Origin of the sequence: Kitasatospora sp. NPDC087861 (genome assembly GCF_044742585.1) — a bacterium.
Lineage (GTDB): Bacteria > Actinomycetota > Actinomycetes > Streptomycetales > Streptomycetaceae > Kitasatospora.
The window spans coordinates 18,628-44,822 of the sequence record NZ_JBIUUS010000041.1 but is presented as its reverse complement, the minus strand read 5'-3'; the positions used below and the strand labels follow the sequence as shown (position 1 = coordinate 44,822).

The window sequence follows — 26,195 nt, the reverse complement described above, 5'->3', positions numbered from 1 at the left end:
GCACCACCCATGACCAAGGCCGATCTGGTCTTCACCCACGGCCCCGTGCACACCGGCGACGCCGCCCGCACCCGGGCGACCGGCCTGGCCGTGACCGACGGGCGGATCACCGCCGTCGGGCACGACGAGGTCCGGGAGCTGATCGGGCCGGGAACCGAGGTCGTGGACCTCGCCGGCAAGCTGCTGCTGCCGGGCTTCCAGGACGCACACATCCACGCGGTGTACGGCGGAACGGAGTTGGCCGCCTGCGACCTGACCGGGACGATCGGCGTCGCCGACTACCTGGAGCGCGTCCGCGCCTACGCCGAGGCCAATCCCGGGCTGGAGTGGATCACCGGCAGCGGCTGGTCGATGGAGAGCTTCGACGGCGGCCTGCCGACCCGGCAGCTGCTCGACTCCGCCGTCCCCGACCGCCCGGTGTACCTCACCAACCGCGACCACCACGGCGCCTGGGCCAACACCCGGGCCCTGGAACTCGCCGGCCTCACCCGGGACACCCCCGACCCGGCCGACGGGCGGATCGAGCGCGAGGCCGACGGCACCCCGAGCGGCACGCTCCAGGAGGGCGCCACCACCCTGGTCGCCCGGCTGATCCCGCCCGCCACCGCCGCCGACCGGCTGGACGGGCTGCTGCGCGCCCAGCGGCTGCTGCACTCGCTCGGCATCACCGGCTGGCAGGACGCGTTGCTCGGCGAGTTCAACGGCCAGCCGGACCCCTCCGACGCCTACCTGACGGCCGCCCGCTCCGGCGCGCTCACCGCCCGGGTGACCGGCGCGCTCTGGTGGGACCGCGACCGGGGCGCCGAGCAGATCCCCGAACTCGTCGACCGGCGAGCGAAGTCGGGCCACGGACGGTTCCGGGCCGGCTCGGTGAAGATCATGCAGGACGGCATCGCGGAGAACTTCACCGCCGCGATGACCAGCCCCTACCTGGACGGCTGCGGCTGCGCCACCGCCAACTCCGGCCTCAGCTTCGTCGATCCGACCGCGCTGCGCGGGTACGTCACCGAACTGGACGCGCTCGGCTTCCAGGTGCACTTCCACGCGCTCGGCGACCGGGCCGTCCGCGAGGCGCTGGACGCGATCGAGGCCGCCCGCGCCGCGAACGGCCGGCGCGACACCCGCCACCACCTGGCCCACCTCCAGGTGGTCCACCCGGACGACCTGCCGCGCTTCGCGCGACTCGGTGCGGTCGCCAACATCCAGCCGCTGTGGGCCGCCCACGAACCGCAGATGGACGAGCTGACCATCCCCTTCCTCGGCCCCGAGCGCGCCGCCTGGCAGTACCCGTTCGGCGCCCTCCAGCGCGCGGGCGCCACCCTGGCGGCGGGCAGCGACTGGCCGGTGAGCAGCCCGGACCCGCTGGCCGGCCTGCACGTGGCCGTCAACCGGATGGAGCCGGAGGCCACCGACGGCCGGGTCTTCCTGCCCGAGCAGCGGCTCGACCTGGCCTCCGCCATCGCCGCGTACACGGCCGGGACCGCGTACGTGAACGGGCACGACGACGCGGGCACGCTCACCCCCGGACACCTGGCCGACCTCGTCGTCCTCGACCGCGACATCCTCACCGCCCCCGCCGAGGAGATCGCCGACGCCCGGGTGCTGCGCACCTACGTCGGGGGAGAGCTCGTCCACACGGCCGACTGACCGCCGTGCCGCCGCGACCGGGCCGTCTCCACACGGAGGCGGCCCGGTCGGCGTGCACCTCGACGGACCCGGCCGCCGCCGGCCCGACCGTCGACGGGTGTCAGCTGTCCGGGTCGGGGTCCGTCGCCCGCAGACGGGCCTCGGCGGCGTCGAGGAGCAGTTCGAGGGCGTACGGGTAGCCGCTGCGGCGCATGTCGGCGGCGAGCAGGTGGGCGGTGGCGGCGATGCGCGGGTGGGTGGTGGCGTCGAGGCGGGCGTAGGAGGCCTGCCAGACCCGCAGGTCCGCGGCCTGGGCGGCGGCGGGCAGGGCGAGGGCGGCGGCGTCGAGGACCGCGAAGCCGAGGCTCTGGTCGACGAAGGCGTGGTAGACGCGGACGGCCTCGGGATCCGGGAAGCCGGCGGTGCGCAGGACTCCCAGGATGGCCTCGACGGCCGCGATCTCGTGGGCGCGGCCGGTGGTGCGGTGGGCGGCGAGCAGGGCGGCCTGGGGATGGGCCTGGTAGTTGGCGTGGATGCGCAGGCCGATGGCACGCAGGTCCGCCCGCCAGTCGCCGGTGGGCTGCCAACCGTGCTGGGCGCGGCCGACGAGTTCGTCGGCGACGGCGAGCAGCAGGTCGTCCGTGTTGCGGAAGTACCGGTAGACGGCGCTGGGATCGGCGCCGAGGGCGGCACCGAGCCGCCGGACGGTGAGCGCGTCGGCGCCGTGCTGCCCGACCAGCCGCAGCGCCGTGTCGACGATCAGCTCGGTGGAGAGGACGACACCCTGCTTGGTGGGCCGCCGACGCCTCCGCCGGGGCTCGGGGACTACACGATCGCTCATCCGGGCAGACTATGACAACGTCCTTGACGTAGGAAGGGGGATCAGCGCTCCGCCACCCCGTGCGCGCCCTGCTCCTCCTCGTCGGGGAGCCGCTGCGCGACGAGCACGGCGACGTCGTCGTCGAGGGCGGCACCGTTGTAGGCGAGCAGATCCTGGTGCAGGTGGTTCAAGAGCTCGCGTGGCGGTAGCGCGGTCCAGGCGCGAACGCGCTCGGTGAGCGGGTAGAAGGCCCCGGTGCGGTCGCGGGTCTCGGTCACGCCGTCGGTGTACAGCAACAGCTGGTCGCCCGGGCGGAAGGGCTCCACGTCGACGTGGTAGTCGCCGCCGAGCAGCACACCGAGGTTGAGGGGCGGTGACGGATCGCGCGGGGCCAGTTCGGTGACCCGGCTCCGGTCGATGAGCAGTGGAGGGGGGTGACCGCAGTTGACGATGCGGACCACGGGCTCGTCGCCGGGAATCTCGGCGAGCACCGTGGTGATGAAGCGTTCCTCGCTGCCGGGGAGCTGATCGGCTCGGCGGCTCATGCTCCGCTCCAGTCTGCGCGCTATCGCGGGCAGATCGGGCTCGTCGTAGGCGGCCTCGCGGAAGGCGGCCAGCATCGTCGCGGCCGTCTCCACCGCGAGCAGGCCCTTGCCCCGGACATCGCCGATCAGCAGGCGCACACCGTGCGCGGTGTTCATCGCCTCGAAGAGGTCGCCGCCGATCCGGGCCTCCGCGGCCGCCGACAGGTACAGGGTTTCGAGGCTGACGCGGCCCAGGAGGTGGGGCACCGGGCGCAGCAACACGCGTTGCGCCGTCTCGGCCACCGAGCGCACGGTGGCCAGGGTGCGCTCCCGCCGCGTCCGGTGGGCCGCCAGCAGGGCGCCCAGCGCCCCGACCAGCGCCGTGGAGATGTAGGTAAACACGTAGCTGCGCTCCCACAGATAGCCCACGGTGCGGCCCGCACAGCACGGAGTCCCCGCCAGGACGCCTTCGAGGACCACGGCGAACACCGTGACGGCGCCGACGAAGGCGGGACCGTGGGCGTAGGCGGCGACGACGGGCAGGGCGATGAGCAGGAAGCTCACCGGCCACTCCACGGGAGTGATCGGTTCCAGCGCCAGGATGGCCGCGCCGTAGATGGCCGGCAGCCAGCGAATCCAGGCCGGCGGCGCGGGCACCTGCGGCTCCGTGCCGCCCGGCTCCGTTGCACTGTGCCGGTCCGGCCCACCGCGGTGGAGGAGCCTCACCGCTCGCTCCGATGGCGGGCGCCATCCGGTTCGCGATCCGCCTGTACACCCATGCATCAATCATCACGGCGAAGCCGCCACTGCCGCCCGTCGGCGGAGTCGATCACGCGACCGCGCGGCGCTCGGGCCGTCGCGCGACGCGGCGGTCCGACTCCGGTGGGTGGGCTTCGGTCGGCACTGCCCTCGCTACCTGCCCCAGATCGTCCGGTACGCCTGCCGGTAGCCCGGCGGGTCCCAGGAGGTCGCCCCGCCGCTGTTGGCGGCCGTGGTGATGTGGGCCGGGGCGGCGTAGCCGCTGGGGGGCTGGTGGGAGAAGGCGCGGTTGAACTCGTCGATGATCTGCCAGCCCTGCTCGGTGAGGGGTTCGGGGACGGTGGCGGCCTGGAACTGTCTGCTGTTGATGCGCTGGAAGGCCGAGGGGTCGCCGTCGCCCGCGCCGATGTTGTACGGGGCGGCGTTGCCGGGCCGGCCGGCCGCGCGCAGGGCGGGCGCGGCATCGGCGAAGTACAGGTCGTTGATGGCGACGGAGTGCGTCCACTGGCCCTGGAAGCCGGCGAGGAGGGCGGAGACCGCCTGGGGGGTGCGACCGGACGCGTCCGGGATGGGGATGTTCTCGGAGGCCAGCAGCCGCACACCGGGGCAGGTGGCGAGTTCGGCCTTGATCAGTTGGGACTTGGTCCGGGCGAACGAGGTCGAGTCGTCGGTGAAGACGACGACTCCGGCGTTGCCGTTGGACTCCGCGATGACCCAGTGCGCGCTGATCCGCGCGACGTCGCCGACGCTGGTGGTGACGTTGCTGTAGAGCGGGGGGTTCTGGCTCGGCCCGGGGGCCGGGGCCGCGTGCCAGCCGATGAGCGGGATGTGCGCCGCGCCGGCCTGCGCGACCTGCTGCGAGGTCAGGTTCGGGTCGAAGCCGCCGATGACGATGCCCGAGGGTGCGAGGGCGACCGCCTGGCCGAGGGCCGCCTGGATGCCGGCGGGCGTGCCCTGCCCGTCGATCACCCGGACGTTCCAGCCGATGACCGTCGCGGCTTCGGTGACGCCCCTGGCGACGCCCGCGACGCCGGGGTTGGTCATGGTCTCGGCGACGTAGACGACGGTCCTGCCGGGAACGGCCCGGGGGCCGCTGGTGGGGCCGTTCCAGGGGGCGCCGACCTGTTCGGCCTGCCGGACGTCCGCCTCCGCCCTGGCGAGGGTGGCGGGGCAGCCGGCGCCCGACACCCCCGGGGCGGCGGCCCCGGTTCCGGCCGGCAGGCCGCGCTGGCAGCCGGCCAGCGCGGTGGCGGCCGCGGCCAGCACGACGGCCGCCAGCACCGCCGCGGCACCACGGTTCACGGCGTGTCCCGGGAGAGCGCCCGGTCCGTCGGTGGCGGTGCGGGCGGACGGAGGGTCTCGCCGGCGCCGGCGCGCAGCCGGCGGCGTGCCGAGTAGCCCGCCAGACCGACGGCGAGGAGCAGCGTCGCGCCGTTGAACAGCGGCACGGCCCAGAAGTCGGCGCCGAGCTGCCCCATACCGGCCAGGCCGATGGCGAGGACGGCGACGGCGACCACGGTGCCCAGGGGGTTGGCCCGTCCGGGTTTGATCGCGGTGGAGCCGAGCAGCGCGCCGACGAACGCGGGCAGCAGGTATTCCAGGCCGACGCTCGGGTTGCCGATCTGCTGCTGCGCGGCGAGTAGGACCCCCGCGAAGCCGACGACCAGGCCCGATCCGGCGAAGGCGTAGACGCTGTAGCGGCGGACGGGGATGCCGACGAGCTCGGCGGCGCGCGGGTTGGAGCCGATGACGTACAGGTACCGGCCGAGCGGCAGCCGCTCCAGCAGCAGCCACAGGGCGACCGCGAGTGCGAGCACGTAGGACGCGGACACCGGCAGTCCGAGGAAGGTGGAGTCGTAGAGGTCGGTGAAGGCGACCGGCAGGCCGCCCGGGCCGGGGACGATCCGGGCGCCGCCGGTGATCCAGCCGGTGAAGGCGTACAGGATGCTCCCGGTGCCGAGCGTGGCGATGAAGGAGTCGATCCGCCCGAACTCGACGACGACACCGTTGAGGGCCCCGAAGGCGGCTGCGCCCAGGACCACCACCAGGCAGGCGAGCGGCCAGGGCCAGTTGCCGTCGACGACGAGCCGCAGGACCAGGACGTGCGCGAGGCCGAGGCCGTAGCCGATGGACAGGTCGAACTTGCCGGTGGCGATCGGGAGCGTCGCACCGAGCGCGAGGATGGCGGGGATCGACTGGTTGGACAGGATCGAGGAGACGTTGTCGAGGGTGGGGAAGGTGTCCGGCAGCGCGACGGAGAAGGCCAGGAACAGCAGGGCGGCGAGGACTGGCAGGCCGTAGCCGCCGATCAGGTGCCCGTGCCGGCGGCCCCGCGGGGACCGGCGGGAGGGGGTCGCGGTCATCGGCCGGTCGCGGGCCCGTTGCCGTCACCGCCGGTGACGGGAGGCAAGGCCGAGGCGGTGGTGGTGAGTTCCGTGACGGTGAGGCTCGTACCGGTCAGCTCGGCGGTCACGGTCCCGCGGACGAACACCAGGGCGCGGTGGCACACGGTGGCGACCTCCTCGAAGTCGGTGGAGATGAGCAGGACCGCGAGGCCGGCGGCCAGCGCCCGGTCGAGCAGGCGGTAGAGCTCGGCCTTGGCACCGACGTCCACGCTGGCGGTCGGCTCCTCAAGGATCAACAGCCGGCGGTGCAGCCGGAGCCACCGGCCGACCATGATCTTCTGCTGGTTCCCGCCGGACAGCGTGGCGATCCGCGCCTCGCTGTCGCGGGGCCGCACCGAGAACCGTTCGATCAGGGTGGCGGCCTCGGCCCGCTCGCGCCGGGGGCTGATCCAGTGCAGCGCCGATCGGCCGCCCGCCCGGGGGTTGGCCAGGAAGTTCTCGCGGACCGTCAGTTCAGCGGCACAGCCCTCCTCCTGACGGTTGCCGGCGACCAGGCCGACGCCGGAGTCGACGGCGCCGGCCACCGTGTGCGGGGTGTACGGCCGGCCGTCGAGCAGGGCCCGCCCGCCGAGGATCGGACGGGATCCGGCGAGGGCACGACCCAGGTCGAGCTGGCCGGCGCCGGTGAGGCCCACTATGCCGAGGATTTCGCCGGCGCGCAGCTCCAGACTGATCGGTCCGGCGTTCGCGGTGCGCACCCCGTCGAGGCTCAGCACCACCGGGCCCTCGGCGGGGGTGACCGGGACGGCCCGGTGGCCGACCGGTTCGCGGCCCACGATGTCGTGGACCAGGCGCCGGCGGCTGTGGCCGGCGAGCGGGCCGGAGCTGATCAGGCGGCCGTCACGGAGGACGGCGAAGGTGTCGGCGACCTGGTGGACCTCGTCGAGCCGGTGGGTGACGTAGACGATGCCGTGTCCTCGGTCGCGCAGGGTGCGCAGCACGGCGAAGAGCCGGGCGCAGTCCGCGGCGGGGAGGTCGGCGGTCGGCTCGTCCAGGACGATGAGCTCCGCCCGGGTGGCCAGCGCACGGGCGATGGCGACCAGCGAGCGTTCGGCGGGGGCGAGGTCGGCGATCGGCGCGTCGGGGTCGAGGTGCCCGGCGACCAGGGCGAGGGCGTCGGCGCAGCGCTCGCGGGTCCGGCGCCAGGAGATCAGTCCGTGACGGCGCGGGTAGCCGGTGACCAGGGCGATGTTCTCGGCGACCGTCATCCACTCGACGAGGCCGAGGTCCTGGTGGATGAAGGCCATCTGGCGAGCGGCGGCCTCGGTGCCGAGGGGGTGCCCGGCCACCGTCACCGCGCCCTGGTCGGCCTGGTGGATACCGGCGAGTGTCCGGATGAGGGTGGATTTGCCGGCGCCGTTGGGGCCGAGCAGGGCCAGGATGCTGCCGCGGTGGATGTCGAGGTCGATCCCGGCGAGCGCGAGGGTGCCGCCGAAGCGCTTTCCGAGGCCGCGGATGCGGACGAGTGGGGCGCGCTGCGCGGGTGGGGCCACCGAGGGGTCGGGAGCGTCGTGCACGGGTCACCGTCCCTGCCGGCTCGGCCCGGCCGTCGTGGTCTCGGCACGCCACGGTCCCCGGTGGTGTCCGCGAGGAGCGGTGTCCGCGGGGGTTGTGTCCGAGGGGGTCGTGTCCGGAAGGCGGCTCATTCGAGCCCGGGGATGTCGGCGAACCCGCTCTCGAGGAAGTGGCTCTCGAAGAGGTCGGGGATGCCGCTGTCCGCGTCCAGGGCGCATTCGGCCCAGATGACCTTGCCCCGGGCGGTGTGGCGGGTGCCCCAGGCCTGGGTGAGCTGGGCGACGAGGAACAGGCCGCGGCCGCCCTCGTCGGTGGTGGCCGCGTGGCGCAGGTGCGGGGCGGTGCTGCTGCCGTCGGAGACCTCGCAGATCAGGGTGCGGTCGTGGATCAGACGGACCCGGATGGGCTCGGTGCCGTAGCGGATGGCGTTGGTGACCAGCTCGCTGAGCAGCAGTTCGGTGACGAAGGCGACCTCGTCCAGCCCCCAGTCGCTCAGCCGGCGGGCGGCGGCGACGCGGATCTCGGAGACGCGGGCCGGGTCGGCGGGCAGGTCCCAGGTGGCGATCCGGTCGGGGTGGAGGGCGTGGGTGCGGGCGATGAGCAGCGTGACGTCGTCGACCGGATGTTCCGGCACCACGGTCTCCACGACCGCGCGGCAGGTGTCGTCGGGTGAGCGGTTCGGGTGGGCCAGGGCGGCGCGCAGCCGGTCGAGGGCCGCGTCGGGGTCGCGTTGGTGGTCTTCGAGGAGTCCGTCGGAGTACAGGACCAGCTGACTGCCCTCGGGGAGGTGGAACTCGGCGCTTTCGAACGGCAGACCGCCCAGGCCGAGCGGGGGACCGGCGGGGAGGTCGGGGAGGGTGACCGTGCCGTCCGGGTGGACCACCGCGGGTGGCGGGTGGCCGGCGCGGGCCATGGTGCAGCGCTGCGAGGTCGGGTCGTAGACGGCGTACAGGCAGGAGGCGCCGACGATGCCGTCGTTGCCGGTGGCGGGCTCCGGGCCGTCCTCGTCCCGGTCCAGGCGCCCCACGAGGTTGTCCAGGTGGGTGAGGAGCTCGTCGGGCGCGAGGTCGAGTTCGGTGAAGTTGTGCACGGCGGTGCGCAGGCGGCCCATGGTGGCGGCGGCGTGCAGTCCGCGGCCGACGACGTCGCCGACGACCAGGGCGACCCGGGCACCGGAGAGGGGGATGACGTCGAACCAGTCCCCGCGCACCCCGGACTCGGCGGGCAGGTAGAGGTGGGCGACCTCGACGGCGCTCTGCTCGGGCAGGCTGCGCGGGAGCAGGCTGCGCTGGAGGGCCAGGACCACGGCGTGCTCGCGGGTGTAGCGGCGGGCGTTGTCGATGCAGATGGCGGCGCGGGTGGCCAGCTCCTGGGCCAGCGAGCGGTCGTCGTCCCCGTAGGGGGCGGGGTCCTGCGCGCGGTAGAAGCAGGCGATGCCCAGCACGACGCCGCGGGCCAGCAGCGGGACGGCGATGAGGGAGTGGACCTGGTGCGCGAAGAGGCGCTCGGCCGCCTCGGGGCCCTGTGCGATCCAGCCGGGGGCGTTGCGCAGATCGGGTTCCAGCACCGTCTGTCCGCTGGCCAGGCAGCGGCGATGGGGCGTGCTGGGGTTGAGGTCGACCCGTTCGCCGACCGGGTAGAAGGGGCAGTCGGTGCGGATGCCGTGGACCACCGTGCGGTGCAGCTCGTTGCCGGGGTGGGTGGGCTCCTCGCCGCGCAGGACGGTCTCGGGCAGGTCGATGGTGACGTAGTCGGCCAGCCGCGGGACGGCCATCTCGGCGAGTTCCCAGGCGGTGCGGCTCACGTCCAGGGTGGTGCCGATGCGGGTGCTGGCCTCGGACAGCAGCTCCAGGCGGCGGCGGGCCGCGACGGCGTACTGCCCCACGCCCGGCTCGCCCAGCAGCAGCAGCCTGGTGACCGCGCCGCCCGCGGGGGCGGCCGGCGCCGTGGCCGCGCGGTCGGGTGCGTCGCCCGGAGGGTGGCCGAGCGGTGGGACGGCGGAGGTTGCGGCGGGCGCCGGGGGGCCGACCGGCCGGCCGGGGTGGTCGGGGGTGGTGAGCCGGGGCAGTGAGTCGCCGTGCAGGACCGCCTCGATGACGAAGCCCTCCACCCCGGACGGGCTGGTCAGCGGGCGGCTCAACAGGGTGACCTGCCGGCCGTGGGAGAGGGCCACCTCGACCGCGGTGCGCTGGGCCGAGGAGATCAGCTCGGTGGCGATCTGTTCGAGCAGCATCTGGTCGTGCCGGTCCAGCCCGCTTCGGGGCAGCTCGTCCATCCCGACCAGGCGCCCGTCCCCGGCCGCCTCGCCGGTCTGCGCGTGCTGCCTGGAGTCGAGGTACGCGCGCAGCAGGGCGCGCTCCCGCGCCGAACTCTGCGCCAGCAGGCGCCGCTCGATGGCGGTGGCGGCCTTGCGGATCAGGATCTCCAGCTGGGGGTCCGCGTACGTGCGCGGATATCCGAAGCAGAGGACGCCCTCGATCCGTCCGCTGAGGGGGTCGCGGACGGGAGTCGCCGTGCAGGCGTTCGACTGGGCGCGCTCGGCGAAGTGCTCGGCTCCGAAGATGTGGACGAGCCGCCGTTCCGCGAGCGCCAGCCCGATGCCGTTGGTCCCCCCGTACTGCTCGGCGAACACGAAGCCCGGGACGCTCTGGATCGCGGGCAGCTGCCTGACCATGGACGCTTCGCCGAAACGGCGTTGCAGCACCGCTCCGTCCGCGTCGGCCAGGGCCACGTTCATCCGGCTGCCGGCGAACCTGGAGGCCAGCCGGTCCAGCACGGGCCTGGCAGCGCGGACCAGCCGGCCGTCCAGATCGATGTCCGGCCGGTACGGAAGCCCGGACCGGTCCGGTGAGAGCCCCAGTGAGCGGCAGCGCTGCCAGGAGTCCAGGATCAGACTCCGCACGCCGCCCTCGATCGGTTCACCGAGCATGAACCGCTCCCGGACCCGTGTGGGGCCGGTCGGCACCTCACTCGAAGCTGTCATGATCGCCACAGCGCTCACATTCCGTGGAGCTGTACCCTTCGGTGCAATATTAGGACTTTGCCTATAAAGAGGCTTATCGCCGGATTGCGCAGACCTCCGGCACAGTGGCGGCGTGGTGACCGTTACCGCATCATCGGCAGTGCGGGGGACGGCTGAGGAGCGCCATGACCAGTGCCAATGGGCCGGCGATGACCCGCGACGAGTTCGACGCTCTCTTCGAGCGGATCCGGCGCGACCGTCTCCCCGGGCCGGTCGAAGGAAGACGGCGGGTGGCGGCTGCCGGACTCGTACGCACGGGTGAGGTCGTCGCCATGGGGCGGCCGTGGGACCGCGTGCCGGGGCCCGACAACCCCAGGCCGGCGCTGCACCAGATGACCGAGCTGGCGGACGTCATGGCCCCCGAGCCGACCGCGTACCGGGACTTCATCGCCTCCGACTACCACGGCAAGGCGCAGACGCACCTGGACGCGCTCTGCCACATCGCGTACGGCGGACTGCTCTTCGCGGGAGTGCGGGCCCGGGAGGTGGTCTCCTCGCAAGGTGCCGCCTACGGCGCGGTGACCGACCTGCTGCCCGGGCTGGTGGGGCGGGGTGTCCTGCTGGACGTGGCACGCCTGCAGGGCCGCGCCTGGCTGGAGCCGGGCGAGGCGGTCGGCGGCCCGGAGCTGTTGGTCTGTGCCGAGGAACAGGGCAGCCCGTTCCACCCCGGAGACATCGTCCTGGTCCGCACGGGCCACCTCGCCCGACGCGAGCGGCTCGGCGGGTGGGACCCGGACACCCTCAGCGCGGGACTGCATCCGGGCGCGATGCGCGTGCTGAGCGAGTCACGGGCCTCGGCGCTGGGCGGCGACGGCGACAGCGACGTGCGGCCGAGCCCGGTCGAGGGCGTCCACTCGCCGATCCACGTGCTGGCCATCACCGCCCTGGGCCTGCCGCTGATCGACAACCTGGACCTGGAGCCGCTGGCCGAGGCGTGCGCGCGCACCTCGCGATGGGAGTTCCTCTTCGTCGCCGCACCCCTGAACATCCCTGGCGGCACCGGGTCCCCGGTCAATCCGCTCGCGGTGTTCTGAGCGGGGCCGGGAGCCGGTCCGCGCCGTCGTGACGCAGGCGTGAGCGCACCGCCTCCCGTGCTCCGGGCGACACCGTCACCATTCGTCGTAGTCGCGGATCACCCGGAAGCTGCCCACGACGCCGTCGTGACCGAACGCGACCCCGTGGCCGGAACGGGCCGCGACGCCGTTGGTGGAGCTGTGGGGACCCACGGTGGCGACCGGACCGCCGTTGTCACAGGAGAAGCCGCGGTAGACCTCGACGGTCCTCCGGCTGTCGTTGAAGACGCTGAAGCTGCGGGCGCCCAATCCGCTGGCCGCAGTGATGCAGCCCTCGGAGGAGGCGGAGTACGTGCGTTCGTTGAAGTAGATCCTTCCTTCTTCCCGGTGGCCGCGTCCGCCCTCCCCGCGGTCTCGGCCCTCGCGTCCGCCCTCCCCGCGGTCTCGGCCCTCGCGTCCGCCCTCCCCGCGGTCTCGGCCCTCCTCCTTCCCTCCGCCCCCGCCCCCGCCCCCGCCGCCGCCCGCGACGGCCTCGGCCGGGGCGGCTTGCTGGGCAGCCGGTGCCGCCGGGGCAGCTGGTGCGGCCGGTGCCGCCGGGGCGGCCTGCTGGACGGGCGGGGCGGCCTGCTGGACAGGCGGGGACCCCGGCTTGGATTCGTCGATCGAGGCGTAGGTGATACCGGTGGCGGCAAGGACCGCCGCGCCTACTCCGGCAGCGGCCACGGCCAATCTGCGCGTGCGCATGTCACTTCTCTCTGTTTCACGGATGTCGGCCGGATGACCGACCTGCGACGAACGTAAAGACGGCCCTTGGGGTTGTCATGCCGGACATGTCCAAGGTGTGACGCGATGGGTCCAGTCGGGTGGAAACGCCGCGCGTATCGCATACCGATGAGGGATCGGCACCGCACACGGTGTCGTCCGGGTCGAGATCCGTTCTGCGCGGCCGTCCGTCAACGCGCGGATGAAACCGACCACTTGGATGGGCTGGTCAACCGGTCGGCGGGCGCGCCGCCGGTGGTTTCGGACAGGGGGCTCCGGACCGAACGCGGCTCCGAGCAGGAGCCTCACCCGATGAGGTGAACAGTCCGGCGGAGATCCGCTATGTCCCGATTGTCGGAGCGGGTGAGTGGGCCGCTCGGATGGGATGGCGGTGAAGGTCCCGTCACCGAACCACCCCGCCACACCGCCGGAGCAGACATGAAGGTCCCAGGAACCAGGCTCGCCCAACTCGCGGCCGTCGCAGTGAGCACGCTGTCGCTCGGCACCATCACCGCGGCCGCCACGCCCGCCGTGGCGCAGCCCCCGATCTGCGGCGGGACGGACTGCCCCAGCCTGGCGCCCGCCGGCCTGAGTGCCAGCCAGGGCACCCTGAACATCACCTCCATGCAGCTGGAGAACATCACCGCCAGCGCCACCGACGTCCGCACCGGACGACCGCTGGTCGGCGCGCTGATCCGCTTCTACACCTCCGGCGGCCGGCTGCTGGGCTCGGCCTACACCAACTACGGTGGCATGGCCGGCATCACCGCCTCGGAGAACCTCGGCCCCGGCACCATTCAGGAACTGCTGAACGGCTACGACGCCGTCCTGGTCGGCGACGGCGTCTACGTTCCGGCCACGGCGCACGCGGCGATCACCATCGGCACGGACTGCGCCAGCACGCCGCCCCCCAGCGACCGCCGGCTCAAGTGCGCCGTCGTCCCGGTCGACTGGAGCCGCTGACCGTGCGACTCTTCCGACGCTCCGGCACGGCCGGCCGCGCCGCCCGGGGCATCCCGGCAGACCAGGCCGTTCCGGCCGACCGGGCCGCCGCGGACACAGAGGCGGTCGCCCCGGTCGGGGCCGTCAACGGCTACCAGGTCCTGGAGACGGTCACGGCCCTGCCGATCAGCACCTGGCGCTACCTGTGGGAGCCCGAGCAGGTGCGCCACCTCGGGCCGATGGCCCAGGACTGGCACGCCGCCTTCGACTTCCACCACGCGAACACCGGTGTGATCCCGATCGTCGACGCCAACGGTGTGGCCCTGGTCTGCATCCAGGCCCTGAACCGGCGCATCGACGAACTCACCGCCGAGGTCCACCGTCTGCGCGGACTCTCCGACACGCCACGGGAGCAGGTGAGTGGCGAGTGAAGGCCGAGCTGCCCGCCGCGAGGGACGAGACAACGGCCGAGGCCGATGACGCGGGCCTGTCGGCCCTGCGGGAGCTGGTGGCCGCGCCCGCCGGTCGCTTCCGGCAGCGTCCGGCGCCCGGACCGGCCGCTGCGCCCCGCACCCTCACGGTGGGCATGTCGACGTACGACGACTACGACGGCGTGTACTTCACCGTGAGCAGCCTGCTGCTCTACCACCCCGAGGTCATGGACCGGGTCGACTTCCTGGTGGTCGACAACCACCCGACCGGCCCGCACGCCTGGGCGCTGAAGCGGCTGGAGGAGGAGATCCCGCAGCTGCGGTACGTCCCGTACGACCGGCGGGTGGGGACCGCCGCCCGCGACCGGGTCTTCCGCGAGGCCGTCTCGGACTGGGTGCTGTGCGTGGACTCCCACGTCCAACTGCCGGCCGGGGCCCTGGCGGCGCTCCTGGACTACATCGACGAGCACCCCGACAGCGGCGACCTGATCCAGGGGCCGCTGGTGTCCACCGACGGGCGCACGGTCTCCACGCACTGGGAACCCCGCTGGGAACGCTGCATGTTCGGGGTCTGGGGCACCGACCCGCGCGGGATCGACCCGGCCGCGCCACCGTTCGAGATCGGCCTGCAGGGCTTGGGCCTGTTCGCCTGCCGGACGAAGGCGTGGCCCGGTCTGAGCCCCGCCTTCACCGGCCACGGCGGCGAGGAGGGCCACCTGCACGAGAAGTTCCGCCGCGCCGGCCACACCGTCCAGTGCCTGCCCGCCCTGCGCTGGACCCACCGCTTCGACGTGTCCAGGCCCACCCGGCCCCACCACACCTGGACCCAGCGGCTCCGGAACTACCTCGTCGGCTTCGACGAACTCGGCCTGCCCGCCGACGAGGCCCTCGACCACTTCACCGGCCTGCTGGGCGAGGAGACCGTCCAGGAGGTGCTGGCCGGCTACGAGACCGAGAAGCGCAATCCCTTCAGCTCCTTCGACGGCATCACCTGCCTCAACCTCGACGACCGCCCCGACCGCTGGCAGGAGATGGCACGGCGGCTCCGCGCCCTGGGCATCCCGGCCGAGCGGGTCCACCGCCAAGCCGCCACCGCCACCCCGGCCAACCACCACGTCGGCTGCGCGCTCTCCCACCGCCGGGCCGTCGAGCAGGCGCACCGCGACGGCCTCGAATCCCTGCTCGTCCTGGAGGACGACGCCGTCTTCCTCCTCGGCACCACCTGGGTGCTGCGCCGCGCCCTGGCGGAACTCGCCGCGCGGCCGTGGTCGTTGCTCTACCTCGGCGGTTTCGACTGGGGGCGCTCGTTCCCCCGCGCCGAGGGCTGTCACCACCTCGAACCCGTCTCCGGCATCACCACCACCCACGCCATCGCCTACCACCGCAGCGTGTTCGCCCGGCTGCTCGACGAACTCCCCGACACCGTCGAGGGCATGGCCGCCTGGATCCAGCAGCACACCGCCCTCGACCAGTACCTCGGCCGCTGGGACCGGCCCGACTGCTACCGCACCGTTCCCGTGGTCGCCGCCCAGACCGACCAGATTCCGCTGGTGGCAGAGGACTTGCGTGACCAGTTCGCCCTCTGAAGCACTTCGCGCCGGAAGGAGGGCGATGAACGCCCCTCGGGCTCTTCGTGACGGGCTGCGCATCAAGGAGATCGCCGACGGGCGCCTCGCCGTCTACGACGAACGCGCCGAACAGGGCCACCTCCTCGGCCCGCTCAGCGCCGCCGTCTACCGGCTCGCCGATGGCACCCGGACACTCGCCGACCTCGCCGCAGCCGTCACCCGCGCCCACCCGGGCGCCGATCTCGCCACCGTCCGGCTCGCGCTCACCGAACTCGACGCCGCCGGCCTGGTCGGCACCTGACCGGGCGCGCGTCGGCACTGGCCGGGCCCGCACGGACGCGGACCCCCTCCTGGACCTGGTCCGGCTACGGCCGTCCAGAGTCACGGCGGCTGCGCGCTCGCCCGTGCGACTGCGGCCCCGGCCGCTCGGGCGGGCCGTGGTCCCGCAGTTCGGTGATCACCGCCCAGGCCACCGACACCACCGGGACGGCCACCACCGCGCCCAGGACACCGGCCAGGACGGCGCCGCCGGTCACCGACAGAGCGACCGCGACCGGGTGGATCCGGACCGACCAGCTGAGCACGAGCGGGTGCAGCAGGTGGCCCTCGATCTGGCCGATGACCACGATCAGAGCGAGGACGAGCAGCGCGACCACCGGCCCACGGGCGGCCAGGGCGACCAGCGCGGCGACGGCCAAGGCGATGGGGGAGCCGATCAGCGGGACGAGCGACGCGAAGAACTCCAGCACCACCAGCGGCAGGACCAGCGGCACCCGCAGCACGGCGAGTGCGATGCCGACCAGCACGGCGTTGGTCGACGCCACGATCAGCACGCCGCGGGTGTAGCCGGCGAAGGTGCGCCAGGCGGCACGCCCGGCCCGGTCCCAGGTCGGCCGTGCGCCGGCCGGGAGCCGGTGTTCGGCCCAGCACCACATCCGGTCGCCGGAGTGCAGGAAGAACACCGAGCAGAACACCGCGAGCGCCAGTCCGGTCAGCAGCTCGATGACCCGGCTCGCACCGCTGAGCGCGGTGCTGAGGAGCGCCGAGCGGTGGGCGGTGACGAATTCGCCGATCTTGGCCCGCAGGTCGGTGACGGTGCCAGGCCGCAGGTGGAACGGGGCGCCGGACAGCCAGTGGTCGATGCGCCCGAGTCCGCCGCGCGTCTCGGCGCCCAGGCTGCTCCACTCGTCGGCGACGGTCGTGCCGACCAGCGTGAGGACCCCGGCGACGACCGCGATGCCGCAGACGAAGGCGAGCAGGACGGCGACCGGGCGGGGCAGCACCCGCGCCAGCAGGTCGACCAGCGGCCGCAGGACGGAGGTGATGACCAGCGCCAGGAACACCGCGATGACCGGCAGTTCGAGCCGGGTGAGGACGCCGGCGAGCAGGTAGGCGGCCACGCCCAGCAGGACCAGCCGCCAGGCGTACCCGGCGGCGGTCCGGAGTCCGGGCGGCACCCGGTCCGCGCACGCGGCGGGGCGGCACCGGGGCCGTGGCCGGGCCCCCCGGGGCCGCCGGGCGGGTCCGGGCCTCGGGGGTACGCGGTTCACGCGCACGGGATGCCTCTCCGGCGTCGGATCAGGGCTTCCCCGCGTCCTTGATCTTCTCGGCGGCCTGTTTCAGGTCGCTCTTCACCTGCGTGCCCCGGCCCTTGGCCTCGACGGTGCGGTCACCCGTGGCCCGCCCGACGGCCTCCTTGACCTTGCCGCGGGCCTTCTCGGCGGCGTTGCGCAGCTTGTCCTCGGTACCCATGGTGTGCACTCCTCTCGTCGTCGGGGCGATGTCGCCCCGCGCGGCGTCTGCCCGGGAAGCGCGGTCCCATGCCCCGAACCAGAGGATTTCCTTCCGGACCGGCCGACGCCGGCCCGCTGCCCGTGGCGCCGTTGGCCCGACTGCCGTCCGGCGGCGTCGGCGCGCCCGCCACCGTCGCTGTCGTGTCCGGCGTGTAGCCGCGCCGCACCTGGGCAAGCGCCGGGCATGGACGACGAACGGCCGGCCGGAGGGCGCGGTGTGAGGGGCGCGCGATGAGCAGCACGACCGCCGACGGCCCACCCGACCCGGAGCAGACGAGGCGCCTCGTCCTGGACGGCAGCGAGGGCACCGTCCAGCGGGCCCGCGACTTCAGTCGGCGGGCCCTGCTCGACTGGCAGTGGCTGCCCGCCGCCGGGGCCGAACAGCAGGCCGTCGCGGAGGACGTCCTGCTGATGGTCTCGGAACTGGTCACCAACGCCTGCCTGCACGCCCCGGGGGGCCCGCGCGAGCTGCGGCTGTACTGGAACGGAGTCCGCTTGCTGGTGGAGGTGGCGGACACGAGCCCGGTGCCACCGCGGCTGCACCCGCACGCCGATCCGGGGCGGCCGGGCGGACACGGTCTGCGGATCGTGGACCGGCTCGCCCGGGCCTGGGGATCGGTGCCGCAGAACGGCGGCAAGCTCGTCTGGCTGGAGGTGCCGTCCCCGTTGACGCAGCCGAGGGGTCGGGATCACCAGGCGTCCGACCCGTCAGTGGCCACGTGAAGACCTGACTGGTCGTCAATTCGGCAAGCAGGACCGGGTTGTGGTCTTCCCCGGCCGGATGGCGGCGGGCGGTCATGGCGGCGGCGTTCGGGCCGCTGGAGGAGCGGGGGGGCAGGGGTGGCGCACGCGGCGGGCGCAGTAAGGCGGCGCCCAGGACGTCTTCGGCCCGGGCGCCGCCGGTCAGGGTGCATCAGCCGGTCGTCACCGCCAACTGGCTGTCACCGGAGTCGTGTTGCCGGTCGGTGGTCTACGGTCACCGGCCCGCTTCGCACATGGCCTCGCGGACGGTGACGAGGCAGGGGTCGCAGTAGCGGTCCGGGAACGCCGGACCGGCGCCCTCCGGTGCCACCACCACGCGTTGGGACGGTTCGAGGAACCGCCCGCACAGGGACGCCGTCGCGTCGTCCTTCGCCACCACGTGCCACACCACGGCGGGCGGAGAAACCGCCGGGTCGTGCTCAGCCCACATCTCGTACACGGCACAGCCTCCCGGATGGTCGGAGCTCGGTCTCTCCATGCAAACCCGGCGCATTCCGATCGGCCACCGGACCGGACCCGGTGGGATGCCCTCGGGCCGGTCTTCAAACCCCTGTCGCCCGCTCGGAGGACGGGGGTTTGAAGACCGCTCCTGGGCCGCTTCACCCCGTTCGGGAGCGGAACGTTCGAGCGCCGCGTTCGCCCGCAACGGGCCGGCTCGTTCACGGAGGCGGGGACCAGTACACCCATTCGCGTGTCCTGGTGGAGATCGGACGCCAGGGTGCGGGGCGCCGTCGCATCCGGGGTCGGCCGCCCGGGCGTGACCTGTCAGGCATGACGCGAATGATTTGTCATGTTTTGTTCATCGTGAATCGACGGTCGTATCCTGGCTGGATGGACGATGTGGCGGCGACGGCACGGCAGTGGACCTTCTTGACCAACCACGCCCGTGTCCTCGTACAGATCGCTCGGGACCCAGGCATCCGGGTCCGCGACATAGCGGCCAGCTGCCTGCTGACCGAGCGCGCCGTCCAGCGGATCATCGTGGACCTGGAGGAGGCGGGGTACCTCACCCACGAGCGCCAGGGCCGCGCCAACCACTACCACGTGATCGACGGCAAGCAGCTACGCCATCCGGCCGACAGCGGCCCCACCCTTGCCGAACTGCTCGCCGTCCTGCTGCGCTGACCCCGCCCGCCCGCCCGCCCGCCCGCAGCGAGCGGACGGCCGGCGGCTCAGCTGCCGTAGCGCCGCCGGCGGGCGGCGAAGCTGCGGACCGCGCGCAGGAAGTCGATCTCGCGGAACGCGGGCCAGTAGGCCTCGCAGAAGTACAGCTCGGAGTAGGCGCTCTGCCAGAGCAGGAAGTTCGACAGCCGCTGTTCGCCGCTGGTGCGGATCACCAGGTCGGGGTCGGGCTGGCCGGCGGTGTACAGGTGCGGTGCGATGTCGTCGACGGTCAGGGCGTCGGCCAGCCCGGTCAGCGACTCGCCGGCTTCGGCCCGCGCGTGCATCAGCTCGCGCAGGGCGTCGATCACCTCCTGGCGGCCGCCGTAGCCGACCGCCAGGGTGACGTGGGCGCCGGTGCGGCAGGTGCGGGTGGTCTCGACCGCCTCCTTGAGCGCGAGAGCCGTGCTGTCGGGCAGCGCGTCGACCATTCCCGCCAGATGGACCTGCCAGCGGGCGTCCGGCCTGGTGAGCCGTTCGGCCACCACCTGCTCGATCAGCTGCATCAGGAAGGCGACCTCGGCGTCGCCGCGGTGCTGCAGGTTCTCGGTCGAGCAGACGAAGACGGTGATGTGCTTGATGCCTAGCGCCTCGCACCAGGACAACACCTCCTCGACGTGCTCGGCGCCCACCTGGTGGCCGAGGCTGGGGCTGGACAGGCCCATCTGGCGGGCCCAGCGGCGGTTGCCGTCCATGATCAGTCCGACGTGCCTGGGCAGCGGGCCCGCCGAGACCTGGCGGCGCAGGCGGCGGGTGTAGAGGGCGCGGAACAGGTCGGGCATGAGCACCGTCCAAGTGGTCGGGGGCGCCCGCCGGTTGGGGCGGGTCCGAGGTCGCGGTCTCCGGACAGGAAGGGGTTCACGGCCTTTCGGCGGTGGCGGCGACTGTGCGTGCTCAGTCGGTCGACGCCAGGTCGAGCAGATCGCGCAGGTCGCGCAGGGTGCCCGCGCACACCGTCGTGAGGAGCAGGAGGCCGACCCCGACGGTGGCGCCGACCAGGTGGAGGCCGTCGGCGGCCAGGGAGGCGCCGAGGATGGTCGCGCCGCCGGTCGCGCTGGCGGCGGCGAGCGTCCAGACCCCGAGGCGGAGCCTGCCAGGGTGCGGCGGCACGACCGCGTCCGCGCCGACGCCGGTGAAGATCCGGGGGATCTGGATCGCGCCCAGTCCCAGGGCGATCCACCAGCCGGCGAGCACGGCGGTGCGCAGGGTCGGTGGCGAGGCCGTCGCATCGACGCCACCGTGCACCAGGGCGACGACGGTCGCGCCGAGCGCCGTCGGCACCGCGAGGCGCCGAACCGCCCAGCGCAGCAGGGTGGTTGCGGCCCCCAGGGTCGGCCGTGGCCTGGGGGCGACCAGGGCGATGCCGAGCAGCAGCAGCGTGGTGCAGCCGTGCATGATCCCCTTGCGGACGCCGTCGGCGGGAAGCGGGCCGCCCTGCTCGGCCACCAGGTGGCTGAGGAAGCAGGCGGCGAGCGCGACCGTGATGCCCATGGTCGCGACCCGGCGCTGCCGCTGGGCCGGCGAGTCGGCGGGCCAGACCGCCGGGTGCAGCCACATGTCGGCGATGCCCGCGATCAGGTCGGGCCACGACTTCCAGCCCGCGCCGTGGGCCTCCTCCTCCACCAGGGCGCCCCAGCGCTCCCGGAAGGCGTCCGGGTAGAGCCTGACCAGGCTCCTGGCGACGACGCTCACGCGGGGTTCACCCCCAGGCTGCGCAGCCCGGCGTCGGCCACCCGGGCCATCGCCCGGAGCTCGCGTTCCAGCACCTCGCGGCCCAGGGGCGTCAGCCGTACCGGGCGCTGGCGACCCTGCCCGTCGAGCGGCTCGATCAGCTGCTTGGACTCCAGCCTGGCCAGCGCCCCGTACAGGCTGCCGGGCCCCAGGCGCTCACCGGTCAGTTCCTCGATCGCGGTGTTGATCGCGTATCCGTGCAGTGGCCCGTCGGCCAGTGCACAGAGCACCAGCGTCTGGGCATCGTTGGCTTGCATGCCGTCCCTCCTGTTTCTGACGCAGCACCATACTACGTGCCGTGAAGTACGTGCCACGTAGTACGCGGCACGTACTATCGCCGCCATGTGCAAGAAACTGACACATCATCACATCGCCGTCCTGCCCGTCGGGAACCGTGCGCGACCGGTCGCGGCCGCAGCACTGTGGGCCTCCGTCGCGGGCGCCGGTGTCTTCACGGCGTTCGCCTACGTCACCACCCAGGTGCACGCCGTACGGGCGGGCAGCCCCTGGCAGAGCGACCCGTACGACGTGGTCGTGACCTTCACGATGTTCTTCGCGCCGCTGCTCGGCGCGCTCGGTTCGGTGCGGACCCTGCTGTGCCGGCGCGACGAACCGTTGCCGCTGTACCGGATCGAGCAGCTCCTGAGGGTCTCGTTGGTCTGCACCCTGCTCGTCGCGGCCACCGTCGCCGCCGACTGGGCGGCCGTGGCCGCACGCGCGGACCGCGAGCTCTGGAACCACGGCACGCCCTGGCTGATCGCCTCCCTGCTGCCGCTCACCGGGGTGGTCGCCGCCGTCCTGCTGCTGCACCGGCGGGCGGTACGGCTACTGCCGAGGACACCGGGCGAAGGCCGCCGCCGGGCGGACGGGGACTGGCTCGACGACCTCGCCCCCCTGGTCGACGCGCTCACCGCACGCCACCCCCGTGCGGTGCGCACCCTCGCCGCCCGGATCCGCCACAGCAGCACGATCGGCTTCGTCCGCCGCCACTTCACCGCTCTCGCCGCGGCGGTCGGCCTCGCCGCGGGCCTCCTGGTCGCGACCGGGCTGGCGTCCGGCGAGGACTGGCCCGGAGCGCCGCTCTTCGCCATCGAGACCGCCGTGTTCGCGGGCGGCACCTTCGCGTTCCTCATGATCTGCAACGGCGTGCTGCGGCTCGCCATGCCCACCACGGTGTCCGCACCGCGACGAGCGGCCCGGACCGCCGCCACCGCCACGGCGGCGGTCGCGCCCGTCTCACTGGCACTGCGCGACGCCCTGTGGCGCGCCCTGGGGTTCGGCGGCCAGGTCCACTCCCTCGGCCAATGGGCGGCCGTCACCCTTGCGGGCGCCCTGCTGATCGGCGCGATCGCCTTCGCCGTCGCGATGATCGGAATTCGGGAGTGACGGCGCCGGACTCCTTCGCCGGACCTCGGTCGCCGTTGCGGCCGCGGTTCCTGTCGAATGATCAACTGTTCGTGTCTGGTGAACAGTTCATGCATAGGGTGAGCCGGTAGGTCTTTCCGTGGTGAAGAAGGGACGGCAAGCATGACGAACAGTGCGCTCCTCGTGATGGACGTGCAACGGAGCATCGTGGAGATCACCGACGCCGGCTCCGGATACCTGCGACGCGTGCGCAAGGCGATCGACGGTGCCCGGGCGGCGGGCATCCCCGTGATCTACGTGGTCATCGGTTTCCGTCCCGGCCACCCGGACGTCAGCCCGCACCACAGGGCGCTCAACACCATCGTGCAGGCAGGGCTGTTCACGGAGGGCGATCCCGGCACCGGGATCCATCCCGACGTCGCGCCCCGGCAGGAGGACGTCGTGGTCACCAAGCGACGGGCGAGCGCGTTCTCCGGCAGCGACCTCGACCTGGTGCTCAGGGCTCGGGGCATCGACAGCCTGATCCTCACCGGCATCGCGACGAGCGCCGTCGTGCTGTCCACCGTGTGCCAGGCCAACGACCTGGACCTCAGGCTCACCGTCCTCGCGGACGCCTGCCACGACACCGACTCCGAGCTGCACCGGACCCTCACCGAGCGGCTGTTCCCGCTGTGGAGCGACGTCCTCACCGTCGACGACTGGTGCGACGCCGTCGCACCGTAGCCGGCGGTCCGGCCGACGCCCTGCCCGGTCAACCGGCGCTCCGGTGCGTGACCTTGCCCGTGCGCGCCAGCGGCGCGCGCCGGGGTCCGACCGGCCCGGACCGGTGCAGTCGCTCGTTCCGCGCGGCCTACGGCGTCCCGCCCGGCGAACACCGCCGCGCGGTGCAGGGTCGTTCGGCCCTGGTTCGGAGCCGGGGTCCGGGCTGATGCTCGAATCATCAGCGCTCCACGCGGGCAGGGAGTGAACGATCATGACCACCGAAGCGGCCCTCACCACCGCCGACCTGCGCCTGCTGGCCGAGGCCGGCGGGGCGGCGCCCTCGCTGCACAACAGCCAACCCTGGCGTTTCCGCCCGACGGCGGACCGGCTCGGACTGGAGGTCCACGCGGACCGGAGCCGGGCCGTGCCGGCTGCCGACCCGGAGGGGAGGGCGCTGTACGTCTCGATCGGCGCCGCCCTGTTCAACCTGCGGGTGGCCGCCGACCGGCTCGGCCGTGACGCCACCGTCCGACTGCTTCCGGCCGGTGCCGGCGCGCAGCCGTGCGCCGTGCTCGACCTCTCCGCACCGGCCCGCACACCGCGGCCCTTCGGAGCGGACCTCTACCCGGCCATCGCCCGCCGCCACTCCAGTCGGCAGCCGTTCACCAACCGGGACGTCCCCGAGCGGCTCGTCGCCGACCTCATGCTGGCGGCCCGGGACGAAGACGTCACGCTGACCCTGCTGGAGGAGCACGGCGTACGCCGCGTCCTCGACCTCACCTCCGAGGCCGAGGCCCGGATCGCCGCCGACGTCACCCGCGAGGCCGAGACCCGCCGCTGGCTGCGCCTGGAACCGTCCTACGACGGCATCCCGCTCGCCGCCCTGGGCTCGCACGACCGGGACGCCCGCATCCCGATGCGGGGCTTCGCCGGACACCCGCCCCGGTACGCCACCCCGGCCGAGCGCTTCGAGGCGCTGCCCCAGCTCGCCACCCTCACCACCCACTCCGACGGTCAGGCGGACTGGCTGCGCACCGGACAGGCGCTGGAACGGGTGTGGCTGCTCGCCACCGTCCACGGCCTGCAGGCCTGCGTCCTGCACCAGGCCGTGGAGATCCCCGACATCCGCTGGCGCCTGCGCGACCCCGCCGACGGCCCGGCCCACGTCCAGCTGGTCCTGCGCGTGGGCTACGGCCCGCCCGGTACGGCCAGCCCGCGCCGCCCGGTCGAGGACGTCCTCGACCCGTCGGCGGGGTAGGCCGATCGCCAACGCCTCGGCCTGGACGCTGACGAGGGCGGAGGGCCGCCCGCCCCGGGTGGTCCCCGTGGTCGGCCTGGCCGGCTGCCTGGTGCTGGCGTTCGCCCTGCCGCTGTCCTCGGTGGTCTCCGGCGCCGCCGTCCTGGCGGCCGGCGCCGTCGCCCACGCGGCGCGTCGGGCCGCCGCCTCGTAGCGGCGACCGGCTCAGGTCGGGCCGAGTCATGGCGAACCCGAGGAGGGGCGAGCGATTGGGAGCGGACGGGTTCGTTCACTAACATCGACAGCGGGCCCGGGACACAGGGAACACGGTCGTTCATCGCGGACAGCCGATGAACGGGCGCGAACCGCCGAGAGCGGAACCCAGGAAGGTGCGCAGCCATGCCCGCTGAAACCGCAGCCGCGTGCGGCCCGGCGGCGGCCGCCCCGCTCCGGCGGCGCGGCGAGGCGCTGGAGAGCGCGATCTTCGAGGCCGCCCTCCAGCAGCTCACCGTCGGCGGCTACGCCCGGCTCACCATGGAAGGCGTCGCCGCCGCCGCACAGACCGGCAAGGCCGCGCTGTACCGCCGCTGGTCCTCCAAGGAGGAACTGGTGAAGGACGCGCTGCGCGCGTGCCTGCCGCCGGTCGGCCCGGCCCCCGACACCGGCGGCCTGCGCGGGGACCTGCTGGAGGTGGTGGCCAGGCTGCGTGCGGCGATGCTGAGCGAGCCCGGCGCCGCCGTCCGGTCGATCATGGGCGAGCTGGACCAGCGGCAGGCCCACGCCTTCCTGGCGATCGTGCTGGAGCGGGTGGTGGAGCCCACCACCGCGCTGATCGCCGAGGTCCTCGCCCGCGGTGCCGCCCGGGGCGAGGTCCGCCCCGGCTCCGTCACCCCGCTGGTCACCGACGTCGTCCCGGCGCTGATGCTGTACCGGATCAAGACGTGCGGCGGCGCCCCGGTGCAGCTTCACCCGGCGGACATCGTCGACGAGGTGCTGCTGCCGATCGTGCGTTAGACGTGCACCTCGCGGGACTTCAGCAGGGCGTCGGCGGCGTAGGTGCCGGCGGGGCGCCGGCCTCGGCGGCCCGGGCGGCGGAGGCCTCGAAGAAGCGCAGCAGCTCCACCGGGAACGGCAGCACCAGCGTCGAGTTCCGCTCCGCCGCGACCTCGACCACGGTCTGCAGCAGCCGCAGCTGCATCGCCGCCGGGGTCTCGGACATCTTGACGGCGGCCTCGGCGAGCTTGGCGGCGGCCTGGAACTCGCCGTCCGCGGTGATGATCCGGGCCCGGCGCTCGCGGTCGGCCTCGGCCTGACGGGCCATCGAGCGCTTCATCGAGTCGGGCAGGCTGACGTCCTTGATCTCCACCCGGTCGATGTGCACGCCCCACCCGGCGGCCGGGCTCTCCAGCATCAGCTCCAGCCCTTGGTGCAGGTTCTCCCGGCCGGAGAGCAGGTCGTCCAGCTCGCTCTTGCCGATGACCGAGCGCAGGGAGGTCTGGGCGACCTGCAGCATGGCGAAGGAGTAGTTCTGGACGTCCACCGTGGCCTTGATCGGCTCGACGACGCGGAAGTACAGCACCGCGTCGACGCTGACGGAGACGTTGTCCTTGGTGATGCCCTCCTGGGCGGGCACCGGCATGGTGATCACCTGGACGTTGACCTTGCGCATCCGGTCGACCACCGGCACCAGCAGGGTGATCCCCGGCTGACGGACCTGCCCGCGCACCCGGCCGAGCCGGAACACCACGCCGCGCTCGTACTGCTGCACCACCCGCACGCCGGTGACCATCCAGAACAGCGCCAGCGCGACGAGAATGACGACTATGGCCACGTTCGACCGACCTTCCCCGTTGCGGCGCAGCCGGGCCGGGTCCGGAGTGGGCCCCGTCGCTCGGGTGCGAGCCGCGCAGGACAGTATGCGCCCTGGCCGCGACGATCGACAGCCGCGTGCGCCGGGATCCTGACGGACCGTCGGCGCAGGTCGACCGGCCGGGTGGCGGCCGGGTGGCGGGCGGCGGCGTGGAGCGGGGCCTTACCGGTGATCCACCCGGGCCGAT

26 protein-coding genes and 1 pseudogene are annotated in these 26,195 nt (G+C 73.5%); 13 read left to right on the top strand and 14 right to left on the bottom strand.

Translation table 11 applies throughout. The features are described 5' to 3' along the window. The first annotated feature begins 9 nt into the window (after window positions 1-9). Complete coding sequence (locus tag ACIOJE_RS35480; RefSeq protein WP_280682068.1) at window positions 10-1,647, top strand: amidohydrolase; 1,638 nt, start codon at window positions 10-12, stop codon at window positions 1,645-1,647. A 100-nt stretch (window positions 1,648-1,747) separates the two neighbouring features. Here ACIOJE_RS35480 and ACIOJE_RS35475 read toward each other — a convergent pair whose 3' ends face one another. The 6 genes from ACIOJE_RS35475 to ACIOJE_RS35450 form a co-directional block, all read right to left on the bottom strand. Next, complete coding sequence (locus ACIOJE_RS35475) at window positions 1,748-2,467, bottom strand: TetR/AcrR family transcriptional regulator (RefSeq protein WP_280682070.1); 720 nt, start codon at window positions 2,465-2,467, stop codon at window positions 1,748-1,750. A gap of 41 nt (window positions 2,468-2,508) precedes the next feature. Then, window positions 2,509-3,627: a PP2C family protein-serine/threonine phosphatase gene (locus ACIOJE_RS35470; RefSeq protein ID WP_400782099.1), complete on the bottom strand. Its 1,119-nt coding sequence runs from the start codon at window positions 3,625-3,627 to the stop codon at window positions 2,509-2,511. Window positions 3,628-3,882: 255 nt separating this feature from the next. Then, window positions 3,883-5,031 carry a substrate-binding domain-containing protein gene (locus ACIOJE_RS35465; protein WP_400782096.1) on the bottom strand — a complete coding sequence of 383 codons (1,149 nt, stop codon included), beginning with the start codon at window positions 5,029-5,031 and terminating at the stop codon, window positions 3,883-3,885. Beyond that, window positions 5,028-6,092, bottom strand: coding sequence for an ABC transporter permease (locus ACIOJE_RS35460; RefSeq protein WP_400782094.1), 1,065 nt, complete (start codon window positions 6,090-6,092; stop codon window positions 5,028-5,030). Before ACIOJE_RS35460 ends, ACIOJE_RS35465 begins: the two co-directional genes overlap by 4 nt. Then, window positions 6,089-7,651: a sugar ABC transporter ATP-binding protein gene (locus ACIOJE_RS35455; RefSeq protein ID WP_400782091.1), complete on the bottom strand. Its 1,563-nt coding sequence runs from the start codon at window positions 7,649-7,651 to the stop codon at window positions 6,089-6,091. The genes ACIOJE_RS35460 and ACIOJE_RS35455 overlap by 4 nt, the downstream gene beginning before the upstream one ends. Before the next feature lie 125 nt (window positions 7,652-7,776). After that, window positions 7,777-10,578, bottom strand: coding sequence for a SpoIIE family protein phosphatase (locus tag ACIOJE_RS35450; protein WP_400782089.1), 2,802 nt, complete (start codon window positions 10,576-10,578; stop codon window positions 7,777-7,779). Between the two features lie 218 nt (window positions 10,579-10,796). On the opposite strand from ACIOJE_RS35450, the gene ACIOJE_RS35445 reads away from it, so the two are divergent. After that, window positions 10,797-11,705 carry a cyclase family protein gene (locus tag ACIOJE_RS35445; RefSeq protein WP_280682081.1) on the top strand — a complete coding sequence of 303 codons (909 nt, stop codon included), beginning with the start codon at window positions 10,797-10,799 and terminating at the stop codon, window positions 11,703-11,705. A 75-nt stretch (window positions 11,706-11,780) separates the two neighbouring features. Here ACIOJE_RS35445 and ACIOJE_RS35440 read toward each other — a convergent pair whose 3' ends face one another. Continuing rightward, window positions 11,781-12,428, bottom strand: a complete 648-nt coding sequence (locus tag ACIOJE_RS35440) for a hypothetical protein (protein WP_280682083.1) — start codon at window positions 12,426-12,428, stop codon at window positions 11,781-11,783. 456 nt (window positions 12,429-12,884) lie between these two features. On the opposite strand from ACIOJE_RS35440, the gene ACIOJE_RS35435 reads away from it, so the two are divergent. Genes ACIOJE_RS35435 through ACIOJE_RS35420 form a run of 4 tightly spaced genes read left to right on the top strand, consistent with a single transcriptional unit; the run spans window position 12,885 to window position 15,688 of the window. Beyond that, the gene (locus ACIOJE_RS35435) at window positions 12,885-13,409 is read left to right on the top strand and encodes a hypothetical protein (protein WP_280682084.1); all 525 of its coding nucleotides are present in this window, start codon (window positions 12,885-12,887) and stop codon (window positions 13,407-13,409) included. 2 nt (window positions 13,410-13,411) lie between these two features. Then, window positions 13,412-13,819 carry a tail fiber domain-containing protein gene (locus ACIOJE_RS35430; protein WP_400782085.1) on the top strand — a complete coding sequence of 136 codons (408 nt, stop codon included), beginning with the start codon at window positions 13,412-13,414 and terminating at the stop codon, window positions 13,817-13,819. Next, window positions 13,816-15,405, top strand: coding sequence for a glycosyltransferase (locus ACIOJE_RS35425; protein WP_280682088.1), 1,590 nt, complete (start codon window positions 13,816-13,818; stop codon window positions 15,403-15,405). The genes ACIOJE_RS35430 and ACIOJE_RS35425 overlap by 4 nt, the downstream gene beginning before the upstream one ends. A 25-nt stretch (window positions 15,406-15,430) precedes the next feature. Further along, a complete protein-coding gene (locus ACIOJE_RS35420) occupies window positions 15,431-15,688 on the top strand; it encodes a hypothetical protein (protein ID WP_400782083.1) in 258 nt (85 codons plus the stop codon). A gap of 64 nt (window positions 15,689-15,752) precedes the next feature. Here ACIOJE_RS35420 and ACIOJE_RS35415 read toward each other — a convergent pair whose 3' ends face one another. Then, the gene (locus ACIOJE_RS35415) at window positions 15,753-16,844 is read right to left on the bottom strand and encodes an AI-2E family transporter (protein WP_400782080.1); all 1,092 of its coding nucleotides are present in this window, start codon (window positions 16,842-16,844) and stop codon (window positions 15,753-15,755) included. 121 nt (window positions 16,845-16,965) lie between these two features. After that, the gene (locus tag ACIOJE_RS35410) at window positions 16,966-17,139 is read right to left on the bottom strand and encodes a CsbD family protein (protein WP_280682093.1); all 174 of its coding nucleotides are present in this window, start codon (window positions 17,137-17,139) and stop codon (window positions 16,966-16,968) included. Between the two features lie 272 nt (window positions 17,140-17,411). Between ACIOJE_RS35410 and ACIOJE_RS35405 the strand changes: the two genes are divergently transcribed. Then, window positions 17,412-17,903, top strand: a complete 492-nt coding sequence (locus tag ACIOJE_RS35405) for an ATP-binding protein (protein WP_280682094.1) — start codon at window positions 17,412-17,414, stop codon at window positions 17,901-17,903. A gap of 253 nt (window positions 17,904-18,156) precedes the next feature. Here the strand turns inward: ACIOJE_RS35405 and ACIOJE_RS35400 are convergent, their stop codons facing one another. Further along, window positions 18,157-18,381, bottom strand: coding sequence for a hypothetical protein (locus ACIOJE_RS35400; RefSeq protein ID WP_280682096.1), 225 nt, complete (start codon window positions 18,379-18,381; stop codon window positions 18,157-18,159). Between the two features lie 392 nt (window positions 18,382-18,773). Between ACIOJE_RS35400 and ACIOJE_RS35395 the strand changes: the two genes are divergently transcribed. Next, entirely contained in the window at window positions 18,774-19,067 is a 294-nt protein-coding gene (locus ACIOJE_RS35395; RefSeq protein ID WP_280682097.1) for a helix-turn-helix domain-containing protein, read from the top strand. A gap of 47 nt (window positions 19,068-19,114) precedes the next feature. Here the strand turns inward: ACIOJE_RS35395 and uppS are convergent, their stop codons facing one another. The 3 genes from uppS to ACIOJE_RS35380 form a co-directional block, all read right to left on the bottom strand. Continuing rightward, window positions 19,115-19,891, bottom strand: coding sequence for a polyprenyl diphosphate synthase (uppS, locus tag ACIOJE_RS35390; RefSeq protein ID WP_400782076.1), 777 nt, complete (start codon window positions 19,889-19,891; stop codon window positions 19,115-19,117). Window positions 19,892-19,997: 106 nt separating this feature from the next. Further along, the gene (locus ACIOJE_RS35385) at window positions 19,998-20,795 is read right to left on the bottom strand and encodes a hypothetical protein (RefSeq protein ID WP_400782074.1); all 798 of its coding nucleotides are present in this window, start codon (window positions 20,793-20,795) and stop codon (window positions 19,998-20,000) included. Next, window positions 20,792-21,091, bottom strand: coding sequence for a PadR family transcriptional regulator (locus tag ACIOJE_RS35380; RefSeq protein ID WP_400782072.1), 300 nt, complete (start codon window positions 21,089-21,091; stop codon window positions 20,792-20,794). Before ACIOJE_RS35380 ends, ACIOJE_RS35385 begins: the two co-directional genes overlap by 4 nt. Before the next feature lie 85 nt (window positions 21,092-21,176). Here ACIOJE_RS35380 and ACIOJE_RS35375 point away from each other — a divergent pair, with 85 nt between their 5' ends. The 5 genes and pseudogenes from ACIOJE_RS35375 (at window position 21,177) to ACIOJE_RS35355 (ending at window position 25,152) form a co-directional block, all read left to right on the top strand. Then, window positions 21,177-22,220 carry a hypothetical protein gene (locus tag ACIOJE_RS35375; RefSeq protein WP_400782070.1) on the top strand — a complete coding sequence of 348 codons (1,044 nt, stop codon included), beginning with the start codon at window positions 21,177-21,179 and terminating at the stop codon, window positions 22,218-22,220. 141 nt (window positions 22,221-22,361) lie between these two features. Next, the gene (locus tag ACIOJE_RS35370) at window positions 22,362-22,922 is read left to right on the top strand and encodes a cysteine hydrolase family protein (protein ID WP_400782068.1); all 561 of its coding nucleotides are present in this window, start codon (window positions 22,362-22,364) and stop codon (window positions 22,920-22,922) included. A gap of 250 nt (window positions 22,923-23,172) precedes the next feature. Further along, entirely contained in the window at window positions 23,173-24,159 is a 987-nt protein-coding gene (locus tag ACIOJE_RS35365; protein ID WP_400782066.1) for an Acg family FMN-binding oxidoreductase, read from the top strand. A 4-nt stretch (window positions 24,160-24,163) separates the two neighbouring features. After that, window positions 24,164-24,352, top strand: a pseudogene (locus ACIOJE_RS35360) (amino acid permease); the annotation flags it as partial. Window positions 24,353-24,537: 185 nt separating this feature from the next. Then, complete coding sequence (locus ACIOJE_RS35355) at window positions 24,538-25,152, top strand: TetR/AcrR family transcriptional regulator C-terminal ligand-binding domain-containing protein (protein ID WP_400782064.1); 615 nt, start codon at window positions 24,538-24,540, stop codon at window positions 25,150-25,152. Window positions 25,153-25,171: 19 nt separating this feature from the next. Here the strand turns inward: ACIOJE_RS35355 and ACIOJE_RS35350 are convergent, their stop codons facing one another. Then, window positions 25,172-25,927 (bottom strand): slipin family protein, encoded by a 756-nt coding sequence (locus tag ACIOJE_RS35350; RefSeq protein WP_280682151.1) that lies wholly within the window; start codon window positions 25,925-25,927, stop codon window positions 25,172-25,174. Between the last annotated feature and the right edge of the window lie 268 nt (window positions 25,928-26,195).